This is a genomic window from Gemella sp. GL1, from assembly GCF_013415365.1.
Taxonomy (GTDB): Bacteria; Bacillota; Bacilli; order Staphylococcales; family Gemellaceae; genus Gemelliphila.
In genome coordinates, this window is record NZ_JACBYB010000009.1 from 140,323 (window position 1) to 161,936 (window position 21,614).

Annotated in this window: 19 protein-coding genes; 3 read left to right on the forward strand and 16 right to left on the reverse strand. The window is 32.3% G+C overall.

The window, feature by feature from the left end:
* Positions 1 to 192 precede the first annotated feature (192 nt).
* Positions 193 to 1,992, forward strand: coding sequence for a glutamine--fructose-6-phosphate transaminase (isomerizing) (gene glmS / locus HZY82_RS01805; RefSeq protein ID WP_179938507.1), 1,800 nt, complete (start codon positions 193 to 195; stop codon positions 1,990 to 1,992).
* A 105-nt stretch (positions 1,993 to 2,097) separates the two neighbouring features.
* Here glmS and HZY82_RS01810 read toward each other — a convergent pair whose 3' ends face one another.
* The 12 genes from HZY82_RS01810 to HZY82_RS01865 form a co-directional block, all read right to left on the reverse strand.
* A complete protein-coding gene (locus HZY82_RS01810) occupies positions 2,098 to 3,243 on the reverse strand; it encodes a mannitol-1-phosphate 5-dehydrogenase (protein ID WP_179938509.1) in 1,146 nt (381 codons plus the stop codon).
* 17 nt (positions 3,244 to 3,260) lie between these two features.
* Entirely contained in the window at positions 3,261 to 3,701 is a 441-nt protein-coding gene (locus tag HZY82_RS01815; protein ID WP_135157397.1) for a PTS mannitol transporter subunit IIA, read from the reverse strand.
* 20 nt (positions 3,702 to 3,721) lie between these two features.
* Positions 3,722 to 5,677 (reverse strand): BglG family transcription antiterminator, encoded by a 1,956-nt coding sequence (locus HZY82_RS01820; RefSeq protein ID WP_218925227.1) that lies wholly within the window; start codon positions 5,675 to 5,677, stop codon positions 3,722 to 3,724.
* 217 nt (positions 5,678 to 5,894) lie between these two features.
* Positions 5,895 to 7,310: a PTS mannitol transporter subunit IIBC gene (locus HZY82_RS01825; protein ID WP_135157399.1), complete on the reverse strand. Its 1,416-nt coding sequence runs from the start codon at positions 7,308 to 7,310 to the stop codon at positions 5,895 to 5,897.
* A 238-nt stretch (positions 7,311 to 7,548) separates the two neighbouring features.
* The gene (gene tnpB / locus HZY82_RS01830; RefSeq protein WP_135157401.1) at positions 7,549 to 8,679 is read right to left on the reverse strand and encodes an IS200/IS605 family element RNA-guided endonuclease TnpB; all 1,131 of its coding nucleotides are present in this window, start codon (positions 8,677 to 8,679) and stop codon (positions 7,549 to 7,551) included.
* Between the two features lie 9 nt (positions 8,680 to 8,688).
* A complete protein-coding gene (tnpA, locus tag HZY82_RS01835; protein WP_135157403.1) occupies positions 8,689 to 9,090 on the reverse strand; it encodes an IS200/IS605 family transposase in 402 nt (133 codons plus the stop codon).
* 214 nt (positions 9,091 to 9,304) lie between these two features.
* The gene (nox, locus tag HZY82_RS01840) at positions 9,305 to 10,672 is read right to left on the reverse strand and encodes a H2O-forming NADH oxidase (RefSeq protein ID WP_135157405.1); all 1,368 of its coding nucleotides are present in this window, start codon (positions 10,670 to 10,672) and stop codon (positions 9,305 to 9,307) included.
* Positions 10,673 to 11,000: 328 nt separating this feature from the next.
* Entirely contained in the window at positions 11,001 to 11,576 is a 576-nt protein-coding gene (locus tag HZY82_RS01845) for a CYTH domain-containing protein (protein WP_135157407.1), read from the reverse strand.
* Positions 11,576 to 12,136: a tRNA 5-(aminomethyl)-2-thiouridylate-methyltransferase MnmM gene (gene mnmM, locus HZY82_RS01850; RefSeq protein WP_135157408.1), complete on the reverse strand. Its 561-nt coding sequence runs from the start codon at positions 12,134 to 12,136 to the stop codon at positions 11,576 to 11,578. The genes HZY82_RS01845 and mnmM overlap by 1 nt, the downstream gene beginning before the upstream one ends.
* On the reverse strand, positions 12,129 to 13,034 hold the full coding sequence (locus HZY82_RS01855; RefSeq protein ID WP_135157409.1) for an SAM-dependent methyltransferase: 906 nt from the start codon (positions 13,032 to 13,034) through the stop codon (positions 12,129 to 12,131). Before HZY82_RS01855 ends, mnmM begins: the two co-directional genes overlap by 8 nt.
* 321 nt (positions 13,035 to 13,355) lie before the next feature.
* Positions 13,356 to 13,907 (reverse strand): VldE C-terminal domain-containing protein, encoded by a 552-nt coding sequence (locus HZY82_RS06600; RefSeq protein ID WP_135157410.1) that lies wholly within the window; start codon positions 13,905 to 13,907, stop codon positions 13,356 to 13,358.
* 274 nt (positions 13,908 to 14,181) lie between these two features.
* Positions 14,182 to 14,598, reverse strand: a complete 417-nt coding sequence (locus HZY82_RS01865; protein ID WP_135157411.1) for a VOC family protein — start codon at positions 14,596 to 14,598, stop codon at positions 14,182 to 14,184.
* A gap of 161 nt (positions 14,599 to 14,759) precedes the next feature.
* On the opposite strand from HZY82_RS01865, the gene HZY82_RS01870 reads away from it, so the two are divergent.
* Positions 14,760 to 15,920, forward strand: coding sequence for a BaiN/RdsA family NAD(P)/FAD-dependent oxidoreductase (locus tag HZY82_RS01870; RefSeq protein ID WP_135157412.1), 1,161 nt, complete (start codon positions 14,760 to 14,762; stop codon positions 15,918 to 15,920).
* An 87-nt stretch (positions 15,921 to 16,007) separates the two neighbouring features.
* Here the strand turns inward: HZY82_RS01870 and HZY82_RS01875 are convergent, their stop codons facing one another.
* The gene (locus HZY82_RS01875) at positions 16,008 to 17,108 is read right to left on the reverse strand and encodes an NAD(P)/FAD-dependent oxidoreductase (RefSeq protein WP_179938511.1); all 1,101 of its coding nucleotides are present in this window, start codon (positions 17,106 to 17,108) and stop codon (positions 16,008 to 16,010) included.
* A gap of 117 nt (positions 17,109 to 17,225) precedes the next feature.
* Between HZY82_RS01875 and HZY82_RS01880 the strand changes: the two genes are divergently transcribed.
* Positions 17,226 to 18,104: a glutathione S-transferase C-terminal domain-containing protein gene (locus HZY82_RS01880; RefSeq protein WP_167753249.1), complete on the forward strand. Its 879-nt coding sequence runs from the start codon at positions 17,226 to 17,228 to the stop codon at positions 18,102 to 18,104.
* Between the two features lie 197 nt (positions 18,105 to 18,301).
* On the opposite strand, the gene HZY82_RS01885 is transcribed toward HZY82_RS01880, so the two are convergent.
* The 3 genes from HZY82_RS01885 to HZY82_RS01895 all read right to left on the reverse strand — a co-directional run bounded on the left by HZY82_RS01885 (position 18,302) and on the right by HZY82_RS01895 (position 21,370).
* On the reverse strand, positions 18,302 to 20,464 hold the full coding sequence (locus HZY82_RS01885) for a peptidase domain-containing ABC transporter (protein ID WP_179938513.1): 2,163 nt from the start codon (positions 20,462 to 20,464) through the stop codon (positions 18,302 to 18,304).
* A 187-nt stretch (positions 20,465 to 20,651) separates the two neighbouring features.
* The gene (locus tag HZY82_RS01890) at positions 20,652 to 20,822 is read right to left on the reverse strand and encodes a hypothetical protein (protein ID WP_179938515.1); all 171 of its coding nucleotides are present in this window, start codon (positions 20,820 to 20,822) and stop codon (positions 20,652 to 20,654) included.
* Between the two features lie 155 nt (positions 20,823 to 20,977).
* A complete protein-coding gene (locus HZY82_RS01895) occupies positions 20,978 to 21,370 on the reverse strand; it encodes a hypothetical protein (RefSeq protein ID WP_179938517.1) in 393 nt (130 codons plus the stop codon).
* Positions 21,371 to 21,614 lie beyond the last annotated feature (244 nt).

The window sequence follows — 21,614 nt, forward strand, 5'->3', positions numbered from 1 at the left end:
AATTATTTCTACAAAATTGTTGCCATCTCTATTCATAAAATAAAAAATTAAGGTTTGAAAAAACCTCTATTTACTTATGAATAAAGATGGATATATTCAGAGTCTTATTTAAGCCTGGCCACTTTATTCAAAGTAGGCTGGTTTTTTTTCATATTAAAATATTAAGATTGAGATTTAAGGAGATTAAAAAATATGTGTGGAATTGTAGGATTTATAGGTAAAGATAATGGAGTAGAATTTCTAATTGATGGTTTAAACTCATTAGAATACCGTGGATATGACTCTTGTGGTATTGCAGGAATTGTTGATGAAAAAACTAAAGTCATAAAAACAGTTGGTCGTATCAAAAACTTAGAAGAATTAACTTCTGAAGATTTAGTATTTAATATCGGTATTGGTCATACTCGTTGGGCTACTCACGGTGGTGTAAACAAAACTAACTCTCACCCTCACCAATCATTCAACGAAAGATTTACTTTAGTTCATAATGGAGTTATCGAAAACTTCTCTGAATTAAAAGAAGAATTCCTTTCTGATAAAAAAATGATTTCTGAAACTGATACAGAAGTTGTAGTTCAATTAATAGAAGTATTTGCTAGAGAAGGATTATCAACTAAAGAGGCATTTTTAAAAACAATTTCTAAATTACACGGTTCTTATGCCCTATGTTTAATCGACAGAGAAGATGCTGATACTTTATACGTTGCTAAAAACAAGAGTCCATTATTAATAGGACTTGGGCAAAACTGTAACTATGTTGGATCTGATGCCTTAGCTATGATTAAATATACTAACAAATTTTTAGAAATTAATGATGGTGAATTAGTAACAGTTAAAGCTGATTCAGTTTTAATCGAAGATAAAAATGGAGTGAAAATAGAACGTTCTCCTTTCACTCCAAACATTAAATACGGAGAAATCGACAAGGGTGTTTACGAGCACTACATGATTAAGGAGATTAACGAACAAGCATTTGCTATGCGTAATATTATCTCTGAATACTTTGACGGACACGATGTTAAAATGGATCAAGAAATCATTGACGCTGTAAAAGAAGCTGACCGACTATATGTAATTGGATGTGGTACGTCTTACAATGCAGGACAAATGAGTAAAGAATACTTTGAAAAATGGGCTGGAATTCCAACTGAATTACACCTAGCTTCTGAGTTTGCTTATAACTTACCGTTACTATCTAAAAAACCAATGTTTATCTTCCTATCACAATCAGGAGAAACAGCCGACTTACGTGCAGTTTTAACTAAACTACGTGAAGTTAACCCTACATACAAAGTCCTAGTATTAACTAATGTTGATGCTTCTACATTAAGTCGTGAGTCTGACTACACCCTATTATTACATGCAGGTGTTGAGATTGCAGTAGCTTCAACTAAGGCCTACACTTCTCAAATTGCAGTTCTTTCTATCTTGGCTTACCAAGTTGCTAAAGAATTAGGAAAAGCTCCTAACTTAGACTTGGAAAAAGAATTGTCAGTAGTAACTACAGCTATTGAATCAATCTTAGATGACACTAAGGAAATTAAAGAATTAACAGACAAATTATTTACAGAAAGAAATGCCTTCTACATTGGACGTGGAGCTGACTACTACTCTTCATGTGAAGCTGCTCTTAAATTAAAAGAAGTTTCTTATATCCAAACAGAAGGTTTCGCTGGTGGAGAATTAAAACACGGAACTATCGCTCTTATCGAAGATAATATTCCAGTTGTTGCCCTAATCACTAAATCAGAATTCGACCTAAGCACTCGTTCTAACGTGAGTGAAGTTGCTAGCCGCGGAGCTAAAACTTTAGTTATTACTTTAGAAAAATTAGCTAAAGAAGGGGACTATGCTATCCCTAATGTACACGAAACACTTGCTCCAATCGTAAGTATCGTGGTAACTCAACTATTCGCTTATTATGCAGCTTTAGGACGTGGATTAGATGTTGATAAACCACGTAACTTAGCTAAATCAGTAACAGTAGAATAATATATAAAAAGGGCTTCAAGTTAGTATACTTAAAGCTCTTTTTTAGTTAGAATTTTTTATTTATTAATTAAATGTATCCAAAATAAATTTTGGATACATTTAATTTTATAAGTTACTATACTCTTTTTCTACAATTGATAAAACTTTTTCATCACTTAAGTTTGATATTTCTATAAGTATCTCACTTATAGATTTACTTGCTAGTAATTTTTGCAATTCTACAGATTGTTCATCTGTAGGATCATCAAATTTTAGAATATAGGCTAAGGTCTTAGCAAGATTTTCATAGCTTAAATCTAATCTTATGGCTTCTTTTATAGGTTTTACAAATCTCTCATTCTCTCCTAATTTACGAATTGGTGTACGGCAAATGCGGGCTAATTCATCGACTATTAATTTATTTTCAAAGCGCTTAATAGTTTTCTCTCTATAGCCGTCCATATCTTCCCTAGCAAATCCCCATTTGGCAATTAAAATTTCAGATGTTTCCTCTAAAACTTTAATAAAGTGTTGCCTAACTTGCGAATCAATAGCTCCCTCCGATACATAGACTAAACCTTTTTCCTTAGCAAAGTAAGATAAGGCTGCATGTCCTGTATTTACAGTAAATAATTTTCTCTCGATAAAAGGATTCAAATCTTTTACATAATGCACATCTGCAATAGCTTTATTGGCTTCTACTTTTAGACCATCTTCTTCAACAACCCACTCACAGAACTTCTCCACTTCTACCAGCAATATGTCCTCATGCTTTTGTGCAGGAACAATTCTATCTACTGCAGAGTTAGGGAAGCCTACATACTTGTCTACAAATACTTGTTCCTCTTTACTCAGATGCTTAAAAATTTCTCCTTTTAAGAAAGTAGTCCCCTCAATCATATTTTCACAAGCTATGATATCTAAGAAATTTGTATTATTGTCAGCTAGCTTTTTAGAAAGTCCTGCCGCTATATCTTTGGCAATTATTGGTAATACATTAGGCCCTATTGATGTTGTGATTAAGTCAACTTGTCCAATCCTTGCATACAATTCTTCTTTTTCACTAAGGATATTTAATCCATCAAAATTACTGATAGTAAGTTCCTCTATAGTATTATCTAAAACCTTTATTGTATAAGTATTCCTAGTTTTTAAGGCATTTACTAAGTCTTCATTTATATCGACAAAAGTTACCTCATAGCCCGACTTATTAAGTAAAGAAGCTATAAATCCACGCCCTATATTACCTGCTCCAAAATGTAAATTTTTCATAATTCTTCTCCTCTTTATTACTCGACTGATAATAAGTTTATAATTTCTTCTTCTGATTTAGCTTGGTGCAACTTAACCACATTTTCTTGTTCTGAACAAAAGATTGCAATCTTAGATAATAAATCTAGGTGTTCCCCATCTTTTCCAGCAATACCGAATACGATAAATACTAACTTGTCTTCCTCTTCTCCCTCTTTAGCAAATGATACCCCAGCAGGAATTTGTAAAACTGAAATACCTGTATTTTTTATTGATTTTTTAGCATCATCAGTTCCATGAGGAATTGCGATAAAATTACCCATATAAGTCGATACTATCTCTTCTCTCTCCAGCATTGCATCTACATACTCAGGCTCCACATAACCAGCTTCTACTAGTAGTTTTCCTGCTGCTTTAATAGCTTCTTCCTTATTTGAAAATTCTTGTCCCAATCTTATATCCGTCTTTTTTAATAACATTTTATTTCTCCTATCCTTTATTAATTTTCTAATTTATATTTTGTTAAAATAAGTTCTATTTTTGTCTTAATATAGTCTATATCCCTACTATCTAATATTTTTCTAAATATCTCATCTGATAATATTGCTATACTTATCTGACCTAGCAAATCTGTATATTCTTGAATATTAGGGCTAAGCATTATAAAAATTTGCTTTATTTTCTCCTCATGACCCAAAGAATTCTCCATTATCAATTCTCGATCAAGCCCAACTATTTTTATAAAAGGTGTCTTGAGAGAATTATCTAAAGTATGGAATAAGGCTATTCCTGTATTGGGTATTACTATAGATGATTTTTCATGCCTTTCTATAAGGTTCTTTACTAGGTAATCTTCCCTATTTAAGGCTAATTGACTAGCTAAAAAAGCAGCTAAATCACTTACTCCCCTGTCCCAAGCACTAAAATTTATATTATTTAAAATATTATCAATATGATTACTAACTTCAGACCTATCCTGCCTTTTATATTCTAACTTTTTAAATGTTCTAGTAGCCAAGATTTTTTCTTTTATTCTAGTAGTATCTTCTTCCCTTAATATGGTAGGGATTAAAATATAGTCTATATCAGCATCTAGCCTTATTGTAGAAAGTACAATATCGTAATCCTTGGCTAAATCTTGTCTAAGTCTAGCTGGATTTGAATATTCTATATTTTTAATCTCAGGTATATTCTTCCTTATCAAACTACCTAAAATTTTTGATGAACCTATACCTGCCGAACAAACAACTAATGCTCTTACAAAGTTTTCCCTGTATATCTGTTCATAAGATGATGCAAAATGAATTACTATATAAGATAACTCTGTCGCTGAAAAGTCTATATCATCAAATATTTCAAGAATCACAGATTTTATAACCAAGTAAAGTTCATTATAATTTTTCAGTACAAATTCTTGTAATTCATTATTCCTCTCAACCAATTTTAATTGATATCTCTTTATAGCTGATTCTATATGGGGAATTAAACCAACAGCAAGATTAGTATCCTTTTTGAAATCAATATGCGATTTAGCAGATACAGCACTAATCAATCTATTAACCTTGTAGATTAAGGTATAAGAATACTTATCATTAAAATAAGTTACCTGCTCTATAAGTTTACAAGTTTTTAAAATTTTAGCAATATAGGCCACAAAAGAGTCTTTCTTATCTAAGTCTTTATAGCTATCAATTATATTCACCAATTTTAAAATATTAGACTCATCACTTTTACTAATATACTCATTAACTTCTTCGTCAATACCCACCAGATTTAGGCCTACTTGTATAGCTATTAACAACTTTTTAATACTAGAATCTGTATAGATTCTAAAAATTTCTAAATCTCTATTTTCTAAAAATATAGATCTTAATAGCTTTAAATCTAAGAATTTGAAAAATGGATTACTTGAATAATCTCCCAGATTATTTAAGGTGTAGAAAAATTCATCATCAGCTATTTCATTATTCAAAATAGAAATCAGTAGTATCCTCTTATTTTCTAAACTACCAACAAGAGATATACCCTGGCCTTTTTTCTTAATCAACTCTAAGTGATAGTCTGTGAGTATTTTTTCAATTGAATTTACAGCATTGACCACCGTATTATAGGCTATATATAATTTCTCTGAAATTTCCTTAATAGATGTTTCCTGCTCCAAGACTAGATTGGCTAAAATTAAGTTTATCCTATTATCCTGTGAATAAGCTAACTTCATACTAGTATCTAAAAGAGATGTATCAATTTCTTCTATATTTCCCTCTAATCTATACCTAGATTTATTTTTTACTAGTTTTACTCCGCTATCTCTTAAACTTTCATCTAAAGACTTCATTTCCCTATACAGAGTTCGCTCTTTTATCTTGGTTAAAATAGCAATTTCTTTTATAGACAATTCTTCCTTATTTCTTAGTAAAGTATTTAGAATTATTTTTTCTTTTTCTGTTAATATCAATATATTCCTCCCTTCCTTCCGATAATTTCCATATATACTTATTATAAGTCCGCTTACAGCTTTCTTACAATATCAAATATGACAAATAAAATTTTGCCAAAAAAAGGTTGTGATAAAAAGTTTTTACTAAGCCTTTATCTACTTAAGTCTATTCTAACATATTTTTAAAAAATCCTATATTAGACAATAAAAAAGACAGCCCCTAGGCTGCCTTTAATTATTTTATATCTTTCAATTTTGAAATTACTTCATCATAGCGTGGACTTGATAAGAAGTTATCCACCGATACATGGATAGCCAATTTATTCATTTCCTTAGCTCTTGGCGTCAACTCATTTTGAGTAATAATAAGTGCTTTTTCATCATCAACTAGGTTTCTTACCGCCGTGTTAGATACAGGCAAGTCTAAGCCCGCCTTTTTAACCTTATCACGTAAGATTGAAGCACCCATTGCCGATGATCCCATTCCTGCATCACAAGCAAAAATTATTTTTTCTACTTGTTTATAAGAAATTGTTTTTTCAGCAGAGTCTGCTAACACTTGTCCTTTAGATTCAGCTTTCATTCCTGACATTTGTGCCTGTGCTGCTGCCAAATCACCTGTCGAATTCTTGTCAGTTTTTAAAATAATTGAAGCAATAACAAATGTTACCACAGCTGCAACTAAGACCCCTGCAATTACTCCAAAATAAGAATCTCTAGCTGTCATACCTAATATGGCAATAATTGATCCCGGTGATGCAGGAGATACCAACCCTGCTTGGAAGAATTGAAGAGTAGCTGTACCTGATACCCCTCCAGCAATTGCAGCAAAAATCAATGCCGGTTTCATTAGGATATAAGGGAAATAAATTTCATGAATCCCTCCGATAAAATGAATAACTGAAGCACCATATGCTGAAGATTTAGAAGCACCTTTTCCAAACAGCATGTAAGCTAATAAAATCCCAAGACCTACCCCAGGGTTGGCCTCTAGTAAAAATAGAATAGATTTCCCTGATTCTTGTGCTGCTTGGGTCCCTAAAGGAGTTAAAATTCCATGGTTAATAGCATTATTTAAAAATAGAATCTTAGCCGGTTCAATAAAAATATTAGCAAGTGGAATTAATCCTGAACTAACAATTGCTCCTACTCCTGCTGCCAAGGTATCATTCAGAGCCTTAACTACTGGACCTACTGCATAGTATCCTAGTATGGCTAGGAAGAATCCATAGAATCCCGAAGAAAAATTATTCACTAACATTTCAAATCCAGTTTTAACTTTTGGTTGAACTGCTTGATCAAACTTCTTCAACAATATTGCAGCTAAAGGCCCCATAACCATTGCTCCTAAGAACATAATTGCCTCTGTCCCAACAATAACTCCCATTGTAGCAATTGCTGCAACAACTCCTCCACGTTGTTTGTGGATATTATATCCTGCTGTATATGCAATTAATAGAGGTAATAAATACTGAATCATGGGTCCTACTAATTTTGCTAGTGACTCATTTGGTATCCAACCTTTTGGAATAAATAAGGCTGTTATTAATCCCCATGCGATAAAAGCACCAATATTAGGCATTACCATTCCAGATAGTGCCGTTCCAACTTTTTGGACAAGCACTTTAAAATTATTTGTCTTTTGGCTCATAATTTTATCTCCTTTAAATATTTGTTTTTCTTATGGCTTTATTATAATTCAGAAAAAAACTCTATACAATATCAAGTATGACAAATTAATTTTTGCCAAATATATGTTATTGAACCTCCCACGACTAAAGTCGTAGGATTCTTGGGTAATGTGCTGACTTAATGACTAGCTGACTAATCAACAGCGGTTACACAAGTTTACCAAGCTATCCCCGTAGTTCCTACGGTTCATATTATTTTTAAACTAGACGTAGGCCTTCATGTAGAATATTGATACTTGCATTGATGTCTCTATCATGATGAGAACCACAAGAAGGACATACCCACTCTCTAATAGATAATGGTTTCTTTCCAGAAGTATGACCGCAATCTGAACAGATTTGAGATGAAGCATACCAACGACTGATTTTTGATAGTGTTTTGCCATACCATTCAGCCTTATATTCTAGCATTCTCACAAATTCAGACCAAGAGACATCTCCAATAGCTCTAGCTAGCTTGTGATTTTTCATAAGATTTTTACTCGATAAGTCCTCAATACAGATAATATCGTGGTTTTTGATAATCTCTGTACTTAACTTACTATGAAAATCTCTACGCTTGTTAGCTATCTTTTCATGGATTTTAGCTACCTTAATACGTTGTTTCTGATAGTTCATACTTTCTGATAACTTCTTACTAGATTTTTTAGCGACTAAGGCACGCCGAGATAGAATTTTCTGCTCTCTAGCCAGTCTCTTGGAAAGATTTTTGAGAAACTTCTCGTTTCCAATCTTTTCTCCAGTTGATAGAATGGCAAAATCAGATAGCCCAAGGTCAATTCCCACATTCTCTCCTGTTTTTGGCAAGGGATAGATTTCTTTCTCAACCAACAAGGAAACGAAGTATTTACCTGTTATCGTCTTACGAATAGTCGCATTGAGAATACGCCCATCATGATTTTGGCTATTTTTGATTTTGATGAAACCAAGTTTAGGGAGTTTGATTTTCTTGTCTTGTATCTCAATACTATTATTGATATTTTTGGTAGTGTAGGATTGTACTGGATTAGACTTGCTTTTGAAACGTGGACGCTGATTTTGTTTTTTAAAAAAACGATCAAAACTATCAGCTAGATTTCTAAGGGAAGATTGAAGTGCAATACTGTCAACTTCTTTCAACCAAGCTGTTTCCTCTGATTTTTTCATCTTTGGAAGTTCAGCTGAACACTTGTTGTAAGTCAGTCCCTTACCAGTTGTCTCATAGCTGACATTCCACTTATCCAAGAAGTGATTGAATACGAAACGAGAACAACCTATCGTTTTCGCAATCAGTATCTCTTGCTCATTTGTTGGGTAGATACGATATTTATAGGCTTTGTGCCGTAACATACTCTCACCTCATTTCTGTTTTTGATTTTGAATGTATCGCCTAATCTGCTCTTCTGTATTCTCGCTAACTGTAGCGACAAAGTAAGATGGATTCCACAAATGTCCTCCCCACAGTCGTTTTTTCAACTCTGGATGTTGTTTGAATAATGATCGTGCAGATACTCCTTTTAATGCTTTCACAACATCTGGAATATAGTGTTGTGGTTTACAGTCTATTAGGAGATGAATATGGTCTTTATCGCTTTCCATTTCTAGGATAGTGATTTTCTTATCTTCTGCAATTTTTCTTAGTAGTACTTGTAAGTCTTCGTCAATCTGTCCGCAGAGCAACTTGTGACGATACTTAACACACCAAACAATGTGATATTGAATACTGTAGACGTAACCACGTCCATGATGAACTTCTGCCATACGAAAACACCTCGCTGTCATTCTAACATATGTATCTCTACAAAGTCAAACACAGCAAGGTATTTTAAGGTTATTTAGTTCTTATTCGTCAGTTGTTTACCTAGCTAAAGCTAGCTCACAACTGACTCCGATTCATCCCACAATTGAAATCATGGGTGTTCTCGGCTATCTCATAAAAAAAACCCAAGACAATATGTCTTAGGGATTTTTCTAATTACTTAGCAGATAAAGCTGCCATTGTAATGTAGTTATAAGGTTTGTTGAAATGTGGTAAGAATAGAATGTCTAATAGAGCTAATCTTTCTATTGTTACTTTTTCCTGAATTGCTAGTGAGAACATGTGCATTCCCATAGAAATATCTTCCTTAGATGCCATTTGAGCTCCCAATACCACACGAGTATCTTTGTCATAAACTATACGAATCTTAACCTCATGGTTATCCTCTTCCATAAATTCTGGTTTTTGTAAATCTGAGAAATCAGTAGCTACTGCATTATATCCAGCTCTTTTCGCCTTTTCTAAAGTAAGACCTGTCGATACCATTTTTAGGTCATAAATAGCAATCCCATTAGATCCTTGAACACCTGCAGTTTCAATTTCTGTACCACAAGCATTGTGAGCTGCCACGATAGCCGTACGTACTGCGTTAGTTGCTAAAGCAATATAGTTTGTATCATTTAAAGCATTGTCATAAACTGTCGCACAGTCACCAATTGCATATACATCTGGTAAGTTTGTTTGTCCTTTTTTGTTAACTAAGAAAGCTCCATTACGGAATAATTCTAGTTTTCCGTTTCCTAATGCAGTATTTGGTCTAAATCCTACTGCAAGGATAACCATATCTACATCAAAAGTTTCTTTATCAGTTACTAAACGCTCAACTTTTCCATTACCTTCTACCGCTTGAACAGTTTGTCCAAACGCTAATTTAATTCCATGATCAGCTAGGTTTTTATTCATTAATTCCGTAAATTCTGGATCATAGTATCCACCTAGAGATGTTGTTGCTATATCTACTAAAGTAACTTCCTTGTTTAGACGTTCAAAAGCTTCTGCTAACTCAACCCCAATATATCCTGCACCCACTACAGCAACACGTTTAATATCTGGATTGTTTAATTTTTCAATAACTTCTGCTGAATTTTGATATAATTTTACAAATTGTAAATTCTCCAACTTAGCCTTAAATTCACGACTACCTTCTTGGAATTCAGCCCCTTTAATTGGTGGCAAGATTGGTTGTGACCCTGTAGCCAAGATTAATTTATCATAAGTTTCTACATGCTCTTTACCATTTACAAGAGCAGTAACCTCTTTTTTATCGTAGTCAATTCCAACTACTGGTGATTCCATATAAACTTTAGCCCCAGCAGCTTCTAATTTTTCTTTACTTGAATAGAACAAACCTTCCGGTCCTGAGATTTGCTTCCCAATCCAAAGTGCCATACCACATCCTAAGAAAGAAATATTAGAATTTTGGTCAAATACAACTACCTCATTTTCTTCTCCATAGTTATTTAAAATAGTATTAATAGCTGACGTTCCCGCATGATTAGCTCCTACTACAACGATTTTACTCATTTTATTTTCCTCCAACATTGTTATATATTTGAAGTATATTATATAACAATAAGAATTAGATGTCAACAAATTTATTCACAAATTATTCACATTTTAGACATTTTTTATTCACATTTTGTAGAATTATGCCCTTAAAATCGTAAAATACGGAATATTTCTCATCTTACAACAAGATTTTTTAAGTATTTAATTTCATTGATTTTTCTCACTTAATATATGGCAGATTTTACAAAAAGATGTATTAAAACAAAACAAACTATAAATTATTATTCACTTGACCATAAAAAAACAAGCAGTTTAATTAACTACTTGTTTTTAAGAATATCTATTATTTAGATGACTTTTTATAGGCAAATGCTCTTGCTATTTTAGGCTGAGCTTCTTCTTTCTCTATTTCTAATTCCATAAGTAAATTTTCAAAAGCAACTTTTCCACTTTCATAATCTTCCACTTCAAATTCTAACTCATAGTCTATCATATTTCCTAAGAAATAGGTCTTATCTAATATTATACGACCTGAGCTTATATGCCTTTCTTTTCTCTCAGTTTGAATTTTTTGAATAAGTACTAATTCTCCTAATATTTCAAATTCAGATAATTGTTGACTAATAACGTCTGGAAGATTAATTTGAATAAGAGTATCAGGAACAAATCCCGCTTCCCAAGGAACAGTATACTCAAGATTCTCTTTTTCTTTTTTAATTTTTAAAGTTAATTCAGATTTACTATCTGTGTGCCTTATCCTTAAAGCGGCACCCACTCTTCTTAGAGAAAAATCTACTGTTTCATAGTAATAATTTGAATTATTAATCGTTGGCTCACCTTCTAATGAAAAATGATTATATACTTTCTGATAATCTTCCTCATTAAGAAGATTTTTAAATTCTATTTCTCTTTCCAGCATTAGTACATCTCCTTTATTTTTTCAATAGCGATTATAAATGGTGCATTATTTATTTGATTTATAAACTCGTAAGATAAAACTTGATAATATTTTTGATTTAATCCTCTACTATAATCTTCTACAATATTTTTTTCTATCTTACCCTCGTCATGACCCCAATAAATAACCATAACAACTATTCCTCCTACTTCTAAAAGTCTTAACATTTTTTCTAAAGCTTCTTTGGTAGTTTGACCTAAGGTTGTTACTTCATGGTCTGAATTGGGTAAATAACCTAAGTTAAAAACAACCGCCTTTATATCTTCTTTTACATATAAATCGACATTTTGATGACCATCTTTAATCACTTCAACTTTTTCTAATAAATCATTGTCTTCTAGTAACTTTTTTGTATTTTCTATAGCCATATCTTGCACATCAAAAGCATAGACTTTCTTAGCCGCAGATTTGGCTAAAAATAAACTATCATAGCCATTTCCTGCCGTAGCATCAATCACTATAGAATTTTTATCAATCTTTTCTTTTAATAATTTTTTAGCGAAAACTAAAACCTTATCCATTTTCTTTCATCTTTCTTAGCACCTGATCCAATTCTACATAGACATCTTCTGCAACAGTAAAGTCTATTATATTTTGAAGCAATTTAGCTAAATCTTTCCTTATTGCCTCATCATCTTCCAAGTGTGTTTTCATAGATAGTAATGTTTTTTCTATCGAAGCAATCAGACTAGAAGAATCCTCAACACTTCCAAACTCAGATACGTAGTTTTTAATATTAGTGTCTACTGAATCCATATATGGTGGTATATATACAGTTCTAAGATTATTAACCTTTTCCCCCACCTTAGAAGACAGTTCTGATAGTTCTGACCAGTAAATTTTTTCATCCAAGCAACCAACTTGTTCCATAATCGTAACCTTATGGTCAAATGGATAATATCTATCTAACTCGACTGATATATCTGCTGCCCTAATGTCATCATAACACTGACTTATAAGAATATGCTGTTTAGGATTTATATTTTTGAAAGCTTCTGGGTCTGTCGCATCAAGCAAAGAAAATCCTTCTATAGGGTCAAATTTTGCTAGATTAAAACAAGAATCTAAGAATGATTCTCCACCAATTATCTTTACATCATCTGCTTCTTCTAAAATCAACTTGCTAGTTAGCTCTGCCACCATAGGATGACCCGGTACTAGATAAGCCACATCTATCTTCTTAGCCTTTTCTAATATATAATCAGCAATAGCTCTATATGTATCAGCAAAATTCTCCTTATCAGTATAAAACCTATCACAGGATTCATAAGCTATATTATTGTCTCTTAGAAAATCAACTGCTGGATGTTCATCAATCCTAAGGACAATTTCACCATCTTTAAAGTTTAATATAAAATTCTTTACCTTCTCTTTTATTCCATCTTTTTGACTAGGTCCTAGCCCGACTATATAAATCATAATAGCCTCCTAATTATTCATTCTTATCTATTATACAATAAAAAAATAATTCAGCAAAACTGAAAACGTTTTGTCATCTTTGGCGACTTTTACTTAAAGCAAAAGAAATACCATAGCAAAGCTATTTATACTAGCTAAGATTATTTTATAATTCTAATATAATTATTAAAAATATGCTACTATTTTATGCTTGCAAACATTTGTTTTCTAAAGATAGGCCAAATTTTTTACTCTGTCTAAAATTTCAATTTTTTAATAAATAGAAACATTGCAAGTTTAATATCAGAAAAAAAGAAGCAAGTCTTTAAGTACCACCTGCTTCTATGATTTATTCTCATAATTTTTAAATGAAATATGTACATGGTCATAATGATTAGCTGTTATAGATCCCCTATCTTCCATAGGATTCCAAAGATCTGCTGGACCATATCTATTTCTAACATCCATATAAAACTTTTGTTGCCAAATTATATAAGATAGGCCCATATTATCAAAATTTTTAACCAGATACTGGGCTATCTCATCCCCCTTATCCTTGTCCCTATAAGTCATCAAGTCTATAGCTAGACCTTTTCCATGATCTTCTCTATCTCCTGCTCTATATAAAGAAAAATCCTCAATTTCAAATTTCTTCTCCAAAAATATTTTCATCTTAGCTACTCTTGGATCTAGATTCTTCGTTGTAGAATCCTGTAAATAGCTATCCCCTATAGAATCCCACAATTCTTGATCTACTTGGTCAGGAAAATAAGTTTGCTTAGGCTTGTTTATTTCTGCTAACCTGCTTTCTATAGGAGATTTTAGATAATATATAGCCATAACTAGAAAAGATGTGACTATTAAAAATAAAAATATCTTTCTAATTTTTTTCATACAAAACCTTTCTAAAAAGAGCTAGATGTTAGGCTAACTCCAATATTTTAATATATAAAGGCTACAAAAATTCCTTAATGCCCTTGATAATACAGTCTTAAGAGTTTTCTTACCTACCCTCATACTCCACTTGATTATTATCTATATTTTACCACAGGGCCAATAATCAGTCCCAAACTAAGACTCAGCTTAGATATCCATAAAGAAAATGCACATAACTATTTCTAGCTACATGCATTTTTAATTCAAATACAATCTTTTCCCTACTAAGTTCCTAATCTTCTAACTCAGCAACCAATTGCCAATTAAAACCGTACTTATCAATCAAGTTGGCATAAGCTGGAGAGAAGAATGTCTCCTGTAATTCCAGACTGATTTCTCTAGCATCTTTTGCAAGTTTATCATAAATATCCTTAACTTCTTCCACCGAACTAAAGACTAAAGTTGGAACAACATTTCTACCAGAAACATATTCATATTCTGGGCTTTCATCTGAAATCTGGATTCTGATTCCATCTACTAGTAATTGAGCATTTAACAAACGATCCTTATGCTCCTCTGCAACATTTGGAATTGTGTCTGCCCAAAGTTTCTTACTGACAAGTTCAGCTCCAAAAACATCCTTATAATAAGCAAGGGCCTCCTGTCCGTTTCCATCAGTAACTAAATAAACTTCTATACGTTTAATCATTTTAATTTCCCCTTTTTAATTTTAAACGGCCTCATTTTAATGAAATCATTATATCATACCAAAAAAGAATGTCAACAATTCATCAAAAACCTAATTTTAAAATTCATTATCTGACCATATTATGTTACAATTAAAATTAATGACTAATTAGGAGATTAAGGATGGAAAAATACGATTTAATAATTATCGGTGGCGGTTCCTCGGGGCTGATGATTGCCGATAGACTTAACGATACAAAATTAAAAGTTCTAATTCTAGAAGGCAGTAAAAGAATTGGTACCAAACTTCTTATGACAGGTAACGGTAGATGTAATGTATTGTCTTCTGACTCAGCCTCAGAATTAGAAATTGCTATTCACAATGGAAGATTTTTACGTTCTGCCTATCATAAATATGACCTACATAAATTTTTCAAACAACATAAACTTCCCTTAAAACAAGAAAACAGAAGACTCTATCCCGCCAGCGAAAGAGCTAAAGATGTAGTAGAAGCGTTTAAAATTCATAATGTTAAATTAAAAAAATCTTGCAAGGTCGATGATCTAATTTTCAAAGATGGACGTCTTGTTGGAGTTAAAACAAAAGAAGGAGAAGAATTCTACGGAAAGAACATAGCAGTTTGTGCCGGCGGAAAATCCTATCCCCAAAGTGGTTCTGATGGCTCTATGCACAGAATACTAAAAAAGCATGGAGTTAAATTAACAGAGATTTATCCTAGTGAGGTGGCCCTAATGTATCCCGATTTTGTTGAATTATCAGGTCTTGCCCTGCAAGATGTTAGAATGTTCAACTCTAAAAAAAGGGAATATAGTGGAGATTTACTCTTCACCCACAAGGGCTTAAGTGGTCCCTTGTCAATATCTATGGGAGAGTTTGTAGCACGTGGAGAAAATCCTACTTATCTAGACTTCCTACCTAAGCTGACAGAAGATCAAATCTTCGATAAACTTTGGAATAATCACAAATTTCTAGAAGACAAATTTCCTAAGAGATTTTATCAACATATAATGCAATACTTCCCTCACGCTAACCCAAATAAAAAAGAAATAAGAAAATTTGTCACAAACAAAATTAAAAGATATGAATTAGTCGATATAAAAACATTCCCTATCCAATACGCTTTTACAACCGCCGGAGGAGTTAGCCTAAAAGAAGTCTCTCCAAAAACTTGTCAGCACAAAAAGATTGACAACCTATATATAGCCGGTGAAATCCTTGATTTACACGGTGAAATCGGTGGTTACAACCTCATGGTTGCCTGGTATACTGGTATGATAGTTGCCGATGCAATCAAAGAAAAATTTGGAATTATAGAAGAATAAATAAAAAACAGCGAGAAATTCTCGCTGTTTTTAAATCTATCCGCTTTACTAACCTAAAATTATTATTTAGAAAATTATAATAATATTTTATAAACTATCCTTTTTCTTAACATATCTATCTACCGGATAATCAGAGGGATTTAGGATAGTTTCATTTCCACTTAGCAGCATTGCTAGGTCATAACCTATTATGGTCCCCGTTGTCAGTCCAGATGAACCTAAACCGCTAGCCACATAGACATTCTCCAAAGTCTCTAACTGACCATAAAAAGGAGAATAATCAGAAGTGTAGGCTCTAATTCCTACCCTAGCCTTAGCAATTTTTGCATTTTTTAATGATAAGAGATATTGCTCCGACTCTCTTCTATAACTATCAAGTAAGTCATTATCAACAGACAAATCATAAGCCATCTCATTCTCATGGCTAGCCCCAACTGATACCCTTCCATCACTAAAGGGAATTATATCAAACTCCCCCTCTGGCATAATCACTGGATAATCACCTGTATTTTTATCAGCTATAATATAATCTCTAAGTTGTCCTTTTTGGGGTCTAACATCAACCTCATAACCCAGGGGCTCTAATATCTGACCCAGCCAAGCACCTGTGGCCAAAATCACCTTATCAAAAATCTGACCATCAATCTCATAAGCATGTCCTAGTTTCTTTATATCAACTTTCTTACTAATTCTATTCACCTTAGCTGCAGCTAGTAAATTATCAACCAACTTCTGACCATCTACCCTAGCTGCACCCTCAGCAAATATAAGTCTGCCAGCTCCCGAAAAATCAGCCATCCTTTCCCTAGCCTCATGGGCAGATAAAAATTTCAAGTCCCCTATAAGAGTAGACTCCTCTCTTCTAGCTTTTGCAATATCATACAAATCCTCTAATTTAGATTCATCATTTTTCAATAAAAATACACCTGTTTTTTTATAAAAATCACTTGCATAGCCATCATTCTCTAGATCCTCAACTAATTTACTATAAAAATCAGCTCCTAGCCTAGCCATTTTGTACCAAGCCTTATTACGTCTTTTTGAAAACCAGGGACAAATTATTCCTGCCGATGCCTTAGTAGCTTGACCCTCTCCATGGTCAAATACCGTGATGTTAATTTTTTCTTTTGATAAATAATAAGCGCAGGTTGAACCTACTATTCCCGCCCCTATAATTGCTACTCTCATCTTATCACCTCAAAATATATTTTATAACAGCTGGCCGGCTTATGCAAGGCTAGTTTTTTGACATTGTTTTTATAATTTTATAAAATCTTTAGTTAAGAAATATTAATGGAGGTTCTCATGACTAAACTAAAACAAGAATTGAAACAGGAAGACATGGCCAGTGGTAAATACCACCTAATCGCTGGTTTATTCTGTCCATTTGCCCACAGAGCAATTATTGCTAGAGAATATTTGGGGCTAGACAAGCATATCACTATGGATGTTACCTGCCCTGTCAATCAAGAGAGCGGATTAGATTTTGCTGACCATGAAAATGCTGTTGACACTTTCTATGGAATGAAAAAACTAATAGACATTTACAAAAATACAGACCCGGATTTCAATGCAAGACCAACAGTCCCTGTCCTAGTTGATAAGGAAAGCAAAAAAATCGTAAACAAGGAGTCAGCTGAAATCCTAAGAGAGTTTGCCACAAAATTCAAATCACTACATGCTGAGGGAGCTGGCGACCTATATCCTCACAACTTAAGAAGTGAGATTGATAAGTGGGCTGATTTCATAGGAAATCGAATTAACTCCGCTGTTTACAGAATAGGTTTTGCTACTGAACAAGAAGTATACGAAAAAGAGTTCAAGTTATTCTTTGAAGCACTTGAGCAGATTGAGGAACATCTAGCTAAAAATAGATTTTTCCTAGGAAATCAAATTACTGAAGTTGATATCAAGTTCTACACAACTATGGTTAGATTTGATGAAGTTTACTTCTCACTTTACAAGGCTAATAAAAAACGACTAACAGAATACCACAATATCTGGAACTATATGAAAGAACTTTACCAAACTAAAGGTTTCGGCTCTACAACTGACTTTGAGCAAATTAAAAAGGGCTACTACCTAGGTTTTGGTGGGAGTAAAACTCTTAGCCTAACTTCTGTATATCCCTTAGGATCTGATACAAGTAAGTGGCTAGAAGCACACGATAGAGCTAGTTTATAATAAAAAGAACCTAGATTTAATCTAGGCTTTTTTATTTGATTTCTAAATTATCATAGAAAAATAGACTTGTTTAAACTAGCATATATAAGCCAACTAAATAAGATAGTGTCGACTTGATTTGTTTAAATTGATAGGAAGTGGAATTGCTTAAATACAAAAATGAGTATCCTATATTATTGACTAAATTAAAGGAAATTTTAAGCAATATTTTGATTAATCCATAATTCACGATATTTTTCACTAGTATTTATCAATTCTTCATGTTTTCCATCACCGATAACTTGTCCATTTTCTAATAGATATATTTTATCGGCATCTTTTATTGTATGTAATCTATGGGAAATAAATATTAGGGTTAGTTTCTTTTCCTTTTGTAATTTTTTTAAATTAGAGAGTATTTTCTTTTCACTTGTAGAATCTAGAGCACTGGTAGATTCATCTAAGATTAGGATTTCTCCTCCTTTAAGTAAAGCTTTAGCTAATGCTAATCTTTGCTTTTGACCTCCCGACAAGTTATCTCCATTTTCTTCTAGGCTAGCCATTAGTCCACCCATACTATTTATAAAGTTAATTGCCTCTGTTATTTCACATACTTTCATTATTTCTTCTTCTTTTACTTGTCTATCAATTCCATAAAGAAGATTTTCTAAAATACTTGCTGAAAAGAAAAATGTTTTTTGGTCTATGTAAGTTACCTTTTCTCTCAGACTTTCTAGCTTTATATCATCTATATTGTAATCATCATATAGTAGCTTACCAGAATTCGGTCTATAATATTTCACCAATAGCTTGGCTATTGTGGACTTACCACTTCCTGATTCTCCTACTAGGGCTACTTTATCTCCTTTTTTTATTGTAAGGGAGATATTGTTCAACACATTTCTTCTACTTCCATAGGCAAAAGTTATATTTTGCAATTCTATTTTTTCTTTGAAAATATTATCTTCTATTTTCTCTTCATTTTCTCCATCTTTTTCCACATCTAATTGTAAAATTTCAAAGAGTCTTACCGAAGCTACACTTGCAGATTGTATTACTGGTTGTAACTCTACCGCTCTTTCTATTGGTCCTAAGAAGTAGACAATTAAGGCATTGAAAGTTAACAATTCCCCCAGACTTAATTGTCCAGCTAGCACATAACTAGAACCTATCCACAAAACTAGTAGATTTGATAGTAAATTTAATAGTAACTTTAAAGAGGCTTGTGCATTAGCAACTTTCCCAAGTTTATAAATTTTACCTATTAGGTCTGAAAAGAAATTTTCAACCTTCCTAAAGACGTATTTTTCAGCATTGTATGATTTTATTACTGATATACCTCCGACAGATTCTACTAGGTATGAATTTAATTTGGAATTAGCCTCCATCACATCTTGATTATATGTTTCGAATTTGTTTTTAAAGATAAGGGACAGGACTATGTATATTGGTATAAAAATTAGTATCAGTAAAAATAAGTTTTTATTTTGAATGTATAATAAGAATCCACTTCCAGTTAACATCAATATATCTATCAAAGTAATAATTGTAATACTAGCAAAAGCTTCTCTTATCTTGCTTGCGTCCATAAACCTAGATAAAATTTCTCCTACTTTTCTTGTTTCAAAGAAATTCATTTTTAAGGATAGAACATGCTTATAGTAGTCTAGCATCACATGCTTATCTATTGAGTTGCTTAGGTATAGACTTAGGTGACTTCTGAAATAGGTAAATATTGTTTGTAGGATATATATCAGTAGTAACCAAAGTGATATTTTATGCAAGTTGGCTAGTATGTTACTAGGCAAAATGTCATCTATCAAGACTTTAAAGTAGAATGTTCCTAGAAATGTCGCAGCATTTAATAGGATAGAGGCAATGAATATATAACTTATTAATTTCTTGTTATTTTTTACCATGTGCTTGAAGATAGGAAGTAATTTAACACTGTCATCTCCTTTTTTAAAGTATTGATTTTTTTCTATTAAGAGGAGAATTCCTGTCCATATTTTTAAAAAATCTTCTATAGTATCTTTTCTTCTTCCCTCTGCAGGGTCTACTAGGCTTAGTATATCCTTGTCATAATTTTCTATAATTATATAATGAGCAAAGCCATGATTATTTACTACATGGGCTACTGCAGGATATTTAATATCTTTTAGCGCCTCCACATCTTCTACTTTAACAGCCTTGATGTCTAGCCCTATCTTAGCTCCTATATCTATCATTCCTTTTAGATTGGTTCCTTGTAAATCAGTACCACCATACTCTCTTAGTTTAGCGATGGAGCTTTCATAGCCATAGTATTTGCTTATCATGGCTAAACAAACAGGACCACATTCTTTTATATCGGTCTGCTTTATAAATTTAATTCTTCTCATAAATTCCTCACCTCATCTTTATTAACATATATCTTATATATTAATAAAAATCCTACTTTAGTCTATTGCTAAAGTAGGATTTTCGTAATTTTAGTATTATCTTCTTATTGGAATCTTACCATAAAGAATGGTAGCTTTAGCAAAATTTTCTCCATCAATCACTAATACTTCTTTAAATATCAATTCTTCACAATCTATTTTCTTTTTTTTCTTTATTTTTACTATAAAATTGAAGTGCCTTAACTGACAAGAATCCTGCCAAGGCTCCTACTATAAGCCACTTATATGAATATTCTCCATCTTCCATCAGAAATAGAAAATCAAATACTTTATTAAAAAATTCCATAATCATTGACATAAACTCGTCCTCCTACTCCTCTTTAATATTATCTTTTTATTGAAATCTTACCATAAAGAATGATAGCTTTAGCAAAATATTCTCCATCAATCACTAATATTCTTTGAATATTGATTCTAAGTGATTACTTTTCTAACATTTTCAATTAATCTTTATTAATTAGCAAGTCTTTGCTTTTCAATTATTTTTAAAGCTGTTCTTTTTATAAATAATAAATCGAGAGTTTGTATTATAGCTATCAATAAACAAGCTATTCCTCCTAATAGGAAGTAGTCTTCTGGTGAAGGGGTATTATGTATATAGATTACTACAAATATTGCCAGTATTAGATTAAGCATAGGCCAAATATACTTCATCTCTTTGTAGATTTTGCTCAGATAATCTAGAGAGCGAAACTTTACTGTATAGGGCACAATAATCACTAGGAACATTGAGGACATACTTATAACACTCTGCATCCTTGTATTACCAATATCTCCCATAATTATATAGCCTATTATTGAAAAGGCACCTAACCTCATCAATAACTCTAAAACTTTTAAAATCATAATATGACCTCCTTTTTTATCTACTTGAAAAGCTTTTCTATACTTATATTGTATACCTTTCCATTGTCCTTGTCAATAATTTTTTTGTTGACTTTTTTATCTTTTTGTTATATTATTAAATTATTTTATCTAATATTTTTGAATTTATCATTTTATACTTTTAGTAAGCTATTTATAAGTTTTCTACCACTTTGATTTTTCCATATAATCAAGCTAGCCTGTAATAAAAAAACCTAGATTAAAT

Coding starts and splice junctions, on each gene's coding strand:
- HZY82_RS01875 (WP_179938511.1), bottom strand. CDS start 17,108: ATGAGAGTAGCAATTATAGGGGCGGGAATAGTAGGTTCAACCTGCGCT.
- HZY82_RS01870 (WP_135157412.1), top strand. CDS start 14,760: ATGGAAAAATACGATTTAATAATTATCGGTGGCGGTTCCTCGGGGCTG.
- HZY82_RS01845 (WP_135157407.1), bottom strand. CDS start 11,576: ATGCTGGAAAGAGAAATAGAATTTAAAAATCTTCTTAATGAGGAAGAT.
- HZY82_RS01865 (WP_135157411.1), bottom strand. CDS start 14,598: ATGATTAAACGTATAGAAGTTTATTTAGTTACTGATGGAAACGGACAG.
- tnpA (WP_135157403.1), bottom strand. CDS start 9,090: ATGGCAGAAGTTCATCATGGACGTGGTTACGTCTACAGTATTCAATAT.
- nox (WP_135157405.1), bottom strand. CDS start 10,672: ATGAGTAAAATCGTTGTAGTAGGAGCTAATCATGCGGGAACGTCAGCT.
- HZY82_RS01810 (WP_179938509.1), bottom strand. CDS start 3,243: ATGAAAAATTTACATTTTGGAGCAGGTAATATAGGGCGTGGATTTATA.
- HZY82_RS01895 (WP_179938517.1), bottom strand. CDS start 21,370: ATGATTTTAAAAGTTTTAGAGTTATTGATGAGGTTAGGTGCCTTTTCA.
- HZY82_RS01890 (WP_179938515.1), bottom strand. CDS start 20,822: ATGTCAATGATTATGGAATTTTTTAATAAAGTATTTGATTTTCTATTT.
- HZY82_RS06600 (WP_135157410.1), bottom strand. CDS start 13,907: ATGAAAAAAATTAGAAAGATATTTTTATTTTTAATAGTCACATCTTTT.
- glmS (WP_179938507.1), top strand. CDS start 193: ATGTGTGGAATTGTAGGATTTATAGGTAAAGATAATGGAGTAGAATTT.
- mnmM (WP_135157408.1), bottom strand. CDS start 12,136: ATGGATAAGGTTTTAGTTTTCGCTAAAAAATTATTAAAAGAAAAGATT.
- HZY82_RS01855 (WP_135157409.1), bottom strand. CDS start 13,034: ATGATTTATATAGTCGGGCTAGGACCTAGTCAAAAAGATGGAATAAAA.
- HZY82_RS01815 (WP_135157397.1), bottom strand. CDS start 3,701: ATGTTATTAAAAAAGACGGATATAAGATTGGGACAAGAATTTTCAAAT.
- HZY82_RS01885 (WP_179938513.1), bottom strand. CDS start 20,464: ATGAGAAGAATTAAATTTATAAAGCAGACCGATATAAAAGAATGTGGT.
- tnpB (WP_135157401.1), bottom strand. CDS start 8,679: ATGTTACGGCACAAAGCCTATAAATATCGTATCTACCCAACAAATGAG.
- HZY82_RS01880 (WP_167753249.1), top strand. CDS start 17,226: ATGACTAAACTAAAACAAGAATTGAAACAGGAAGACATGGCCAGTGGT.
- HZY82_RS01825 (WP_135157399.1), bottom strand. CDS start 7,310: ATGAGCCAAAAGACAAATAATTTTAAAGTGCTTGTCCAAAAAGTTGGA.